The sequence below is a fragment of the Shigella sp. SIG6 genome (assembly GCF_053555815.1).
This window is the reverse complement of record NZ_JBQZXC010000184.1, coordinates 1-5,134: the sequence shown is the minus strand read 5'-3', so window position 1 is coordinate 5,134 and position 5,134 is coordinate 1. Positions and strand designations below refer to the sequence as shown.

6 protein-coding genes are annotated in these 5,134 nt (G+C 49.9%); 3 read left to right on the top strand and 3 right to left on the bottom strand.

Going from position 1 to position 5,134, the window contains the following annotated elements:
• Both ACUU1M_RS18640 and ACUU1M_RS18635 read right to left on the bottom strand, forming a co-directional pair.
• The coding region (locus ACUU1M_RS18640; protein ID WP_449144733.1) for a YnbE family lipoprotein at nucleotides 1–158 on the bottom strand (158 nt) is incomplete at its 3' end.
• On the bottom strand, nucleotides 155–2,794 hold the full coding sequence (locus ACUU1M_RS18635) for a YdbH family protein (RefSeq protein WP_000900891.1): 2,640 nt from the start codon (nucleotides 2,792–2,794) through the stop codon (nucleotides 155–157). The genes ACUU1M_RS18640 and ACUU1M_RS18635, both read right to left, overlap by 4 nt.
• Before the next feature lie 207 nt (nucleotides 2,795–3,001).
• On the opposite strand from ACUU1M_RS18635, the gene ldhA reads away from it, so the two are divergent.
• Nucleotides 3,002–3,991, top strand: a complete 990-nt coding sequence (gene ldhA, locus ACUU1M_RS18630; RefSeq protein WP_000762229.1) for a D-lactate dehydrogenase — start codon at nucleotides 3,002–3,004, stop codon at nucleotides 3,989–3,991.
• Nucleotides 3,992–4,101: 110 nt separating this feature from the next.
• Nucleotides 4,102–4,524, top strand: a complete 423-nt coding sequence (gene hslJ / locus ACUU1M_RS18625; RefSeq protein ID WP_005074727.1) for a heat shock protein HslJ — start codon at nucleotides 4,102–4,104, stop codon at nucleotides 4,522–4,524.
• Here hslJ and ACUU1M_RS18620 read toward each other — a convergent pair.
• On the bottom strand, nucleotides 4,521–4,787 hold the full coding sequence (locus ACUU1M_RS18620; RefSeq protein ID WP_014532269.1) for a putative hemolysin: 267 nt from the start codon (nucleotides 4,785–4,787) through the stop codon (nucleotides 4,521–4,523). The two genes, hslJ and ACUU1M_RS18620, sit on opposite strands and share 4 nt — an antisense overlap.
• Nucleotides 4,788–5,060: 273 nt before the next feature.
• Here ACUU1M_RS18620 and ACUU1M_RS18615 point away from each other — a divergent pair.
• Nucleotides 5,061–5,134: hypothetical protein (locus ACUU1M_RS18615; protein WP_423784186.1), on the top strand; the 74-nt coding region annotated here is incomplete at its 3' end.

The following is a 5,134-nucleotide window of genomic DNA, read 5'->3' as shown; positions in this document are numbered from 1 at the left end:
AGCTCTTCGACATCTTTGTCTGCCTTGATGATGATCTCATGCTCAATTTTAACGTTCATATTGATAGTGATCGGTTCCTTAGGTGCAGCGACTTCAATGCGAGGCGTACAGCCAACCAGCATAAAAGATGACGTCAACGCAGCCAGTAAAATTTTCATTGTTTTTCCTCACACTCTTTTCCTTGCGGACAGTCATTTCCCGGCAGACGTGCGTTCTGCTCCAACCATGCCTGGAGATTATCGCCAAAGCGTAAACTGCGCCACAGCGTAAAAATATTCTCTTCATGATGGTAATTAAGGTTTACCGTACCGCTTTTACCATCAACGCGACTGGTACCTGTAATGTTGGCCTGCATGGTTAATAAACCGAGATTATCTAAGTTAATTTTTGTCGATGACCGGCTAATTTCCATATAGCGCAACCAGTTAATTGCTGAACCCGCAGTCATATTGTCTTTCACCACCGCATCTGCGGTATCTTTATCCAGCCGCAAGGTCATTGGCCCGCTATTTGCCAGCCAACCATCTTTCACTATCCATTTTTCGTTGTTTAGCCATAACGGCAATGCACCACTAAATGCCCCGGACATGGCGAATTGTTTCGGATTGACGGCGCTAACCAGTTCGCTGGATGAGAGATTATTCAGCCGCAACAGCGCCGGGTCATGTTGCGGCATACGTAATTGTTTCATCAGCACGTTACCGCCTAACACATCGACGCTAACATCAGTCAACAGCAAGGGTTCTTCTTCAGTCCACGGATAACGCCCTTGCAAATCAGCCGTAATATTTTTCGCTGTCACCAGATTAATCACTTCGGCAATTCGCAACGTAACGGGGCCGCGAGTCCCCAGATGCCAGGCTCCATCGGCAAAACGGAAAGGCAGGACAAAATCGACACCGTTAACCTGATTATCTGGCATCCAGGCACTACCGCCTTTCAACACGCCGTGCCCTCCCGCGCGGAATCCTTGTTCAGGCGCAGCAGAAAATGCAACCTGAGCATACAGTTCACCATCGCGTAAGTTCATCTTCCAGTCGGGTGGCACCAGCGGCTGGAATACAGTCAGTGATTGTTTTGGCCACCAGGCGTTACCGCGCAGACGAATACCGTCCCAGCGACCATTTACCCGAACCGGGCCAATCTCACCAGCATGTAAATCGCCTTTAAAGAGGAAATAGGTCGGATCGCGCCCATCGACGCTAAATTTTAAGGTTGATGGCGGTAACACACTGCCGCCAGTGAACAGCGTTTGCCCGGCGTCCAGTGACAGCGCGCCGCTGAAGGAGGGATGCTGTGCGTCACGTACCCAGACGACGGGCTTGTCGAGAATTAATCGCGGCTTTTCTACCGTCATCGTACCGTATTGTAACTGGTCGAAACCGGTGGAGAGATCGGTCAGCGTAATCGTGCTGTCATGCCACTCACCTTTTCCTGCGACATCCCAGGTGGCATTCATCGGAGTAAAACTCCCTTTTCCCCAGTAGCGCCACTGCCAGCGGCCAGCGTCAGGGAGAAAATCATTCGCCAGCCCATCCATATGCAGCACGAAATCGCCCAGTTCATTTTCATGCGCCTGCAAAATGGCCTGCAAACGTCCGTCAACACCACGTTGGGTGACTTTTACACCCGCTAAAGGCCAGCGGATTTCATCGATGTCCAGCGAATCGATGACTCTTCCCTTTGAACGAAGTAACGCGCCTGGCTCAAAGGTCAGCGTTGGGTCAGACAGACTTCCACTTAGCTGCGCAGGTAAACGGGCATATAAAATGAGGTCCGCCTGTTTCGCTTCACCGGTCAGCTGCAGAGGCAGTTGACTGTTATCCATGCTTAATTTTCCTGGGCCAAAATTAAGCACCGCGTTGCCCTTACCCGCTTGCCCCTGGGTCAGCACACTCAGTCGTCCGCTGACCAGAGCGTTCTCAAGCCCTGCCTGCCAGTTGTCGACTTTGACACCCAGTCGGCCACTCAAAGGAAAACCTGCATACAGCCAGCTCCAGCGACCATCGCTTACGGTCAATTGTTGACGAGTAATTTGCCACGGCAAATCGAGCAACGGATCGCCGTTATCCCGTGCCAGCACGATCAATTGCCCGCTATTTTCCTGCCAGTCCAGCTCGGCATCCACCAGTGACGGTTCCTGCGGCAAGTTTAACGTCGCAGTAGCATGCCCACTTACAGGAAGTCCATCCGGCACGAGCGGCATAGTAAATTCCCCCACCAGTTTAACCGGCGGCTGATTTTCAAACGCGACGACATCCAGTTCGCTGACTGTAAGTTGTTGCCCTTTCAGCTGACCTTGAAATTTAACTTTTTCGCCCTGATAACGCAGTTGCTGGATATCAGAGGTTAATGCGAGAGAGAGTTTTCCCTGCCATTCCTGCCAGGGAGAAAAAATCAGTTTATCGATATTGATCCAGGTGTTAGGCAGCATAGACTGCCACTGCGCGAGGGTTTTTGGAGCAGCTGGCGATTGCTCCGTCTGCGGCAATTTCGCCAGACAAGCAGAATCAAGTTCTACCGTGCCGACGTTCAATAACCAGCGGCTGGGATGTGAAAGGCTGGCGTTGGTGATATGCGCAAGCTGACAATCTCCCACCAGATAACGGAGATCGGGAATGATTAAACCTTTACGCGTAATGCGTGGGCTTTCATCTAATGCAATACGTGTCCCGAGCGGTAGCCAGATGTCCGCCAGCGTGGGAACCCACAGCCCGAGCGTCATCAGCAGCGTCAACAGCACAAGAATAATCAGTAATAACAGCGCGAGAACGGCTTTATATTTACCCAGCATGGGTAGTTAATATCCTGATTTAGCGAAAAATTAAGCATTCAATACGGGTATTGTGGCATGTTTAACCGTTCAGTTGAAGGTTGCGCCTACACTAAGCATAGTTGTTGATGAATTTTTCAATATCGCCATGGCTTTCAATTATATTTGAAATTTTGTAAAATATTTTTAGTAGCTTAAATGTGATTCAACATCACTGGAGAAAGTCTTATGAAACTCGCCGTTTATAGCACAAAACAGTACGACAAGAAGTACCTGCAACAGGTGAACGAGTCCTTTGGCTTTGAGCTGGAATTTTTTGACTTTCTGCTGACGGAAAAAACCGCTAAAACTGCCAATGGCTGCGAAGCGGTATGTATTTTCGTAAACGATGACGGCAGCCGCCCGGTGCTGGAAGAGCTGAAAAAGCACGGCGTTAAATATATCGCCCTGCGCTGTGCCGGTTTCAATAACGTCGACCTTGATGCGGCAAAAGAACTGGGGCTGAAAGTAGTCCGTGTTCCAGCCTATGATCCAGAGGCCGTTGCTGAACACGCCATCGGTATGATGATGACGCTGAACCGCCGAATTCACCGCGCGTATCAGCGTACCCGTGACGCTAACTTCTCTCTGGAAGGTCTGACCGGCTTTACTATGTATGGCAAAACGGCAGGCGTTATCGGTACCGGTAAAATCGGTGTGGCGATGCTGCGCATTCTGAAAGGTTTTGGTATGCGTCTGCTGGCGTTCGATCCGTATCCAAGTGCAGCGGCGCTGGAACTCGGTGTGGAGTATGTCGATCTGCCAACCCTGTTCTCTGAATCAGACGTTATCTCTCTGCACTGCCCGCTGACACCGGAAAACTACCATCTGTTGAACGAAGCCGCCTTCGATCAGATGAAAAATGGCGTGATGATCGTCAATACCAGTCGCGGTGCATTGATTGATTCTCAGGCGGCAATTGAAGCGCTGAAAAATCAGAAAATTGGTTCGTTGGGTATGGACGTCTATGAGAACGAACGCGATCTGTTCTTTGAAGATAAATCCAACGACGTGATCCAGGATGACGTATTCCGTCGCCTGTCTGCCTGCCACAACGTGCTGTTTACCGGGCACCAGGCATTCCTGACAGCAGAAGCTCTGACCAGTATTTCTCAGACTACGCTGCAAAACTTAAGCAATCTGGAAAAAGGTGAAACCTGCCCGAACGAACTGGTTTAATCTTGCCGCTCCCCTGCAATCCAGGGGAGCTGATTCAGATAATCCCCAATGACCTTTCATTCTCTATTCTTAAAATAGTCCTGAGTCAGAAACTGTAATTGAGAACCACAATGAAGAAAGTAGCCGCGTTTGTTGCGCTAAGCCTGCTGATGGCGGGATGTGTAAGTAATGACAAAGTTGCTGTTACGCCAGAACAGCTACAGCATCATCGCTTTGTGCTGGAAAGCGTAAACGGTAAGCCCGTGACCAGCGATAAAAATCCGCCAGAAATCAGCTTTGGTGAAAAAATGATGATTTCCGGCAGCATGTGTAACCGCTTTAGCGGTGAAGGCAAACTGTCTAATGGTGAACTGACAGCCAAAAGGCTGGCAATGACCCGTATGATGTGCGCTAACCCGCAGCTTAATGAACTCGATAACACCATTAGCGAAATGCTGAAAGAAGGTGCACAAGTGGATCTGACCGCGAACCAGTTAACGCTGGCGACCGCGAAACAGACATTAACTTATAAGCTGGCGGATTTAATGAATTAATAGCTGCCACAGCTCCCGGCGGCAAGTGACTGTTCGCTACAGCGTTTGCCGTTGGGTAATGCACACATCCCAATCGCCGTACCATCCAGTTGACGGGCAACAGAAAGCGAACCGCCGATCATTGCACAATTTGCTTCTCCACTACTGGACATCGACGCTTTTAAACTTGGCGCTACGTGCGCCGCAGTCGCCTGCTGAACAGGCTCACTACTACACGCCGACAACAATAAAGCGGCACACCCTACCCAAAACGCTGCTCGCATCTCTTCTTCCTCTGATCTTCAAGCCAAACGACACCGCCATAAATAATAGGCAGCACAGAGGGCGGCGTCGAGAGCTGTCCTGCGCGTTGCCCCGCATTTTTACTTTTTTATGGCTATTTTTTTGCCCTCTGTTTGATCAAAACATTCATTACTCTGATGTGGGGGACACAAAAGCGAAAATGCAGAAGAAAGCCATTTGCTAAAATTGAAGGATTACTACTGGGCGCGCAGCAATTTCGTGCGCCCCTCATTTGCGCAATGTAAGGGTGTCATATGATTACTATTGACGGTAATGGCGCGGTTGCTTCGGTGGCGTTTCGCACCAGTGAAGTTATCGCCATCTACCC

What these genes read in the sequence shown, in the direction of transcription:
- hslJ (WP_005074727.1), top strand. Translation starts at nt 4,102, where the DNA reads ATGAAGAAAGTAGCCGCGTTTGTTGCGCTAAGCCTGCTGATGGCGGGA.
- ldhA (WP_000762229.1), top strand. Translation starts at nt 3,002, where the DNA reads ATGAAACTCGCCGTTTATAGCACAAAACAGTACGACAAGAAGTACCTG.
- ACUU1M_RS18635 (WP_000900891.1), bottom strand. Translation starts at nt 2,794, where the DNA reads ATGCTGGGTAAATATAAAGCCGTTCTCGCGCTGTTATTACTGATTATT.
- ACUU1M_RS18620 (WP_014532269.1), bottom strand. Translation starts at nt 4,787, where the DNA reads ATGCGAGCAGCGTTTTGGGTAGGGTGTGCCGCTTTATTGTTGTCGGCG.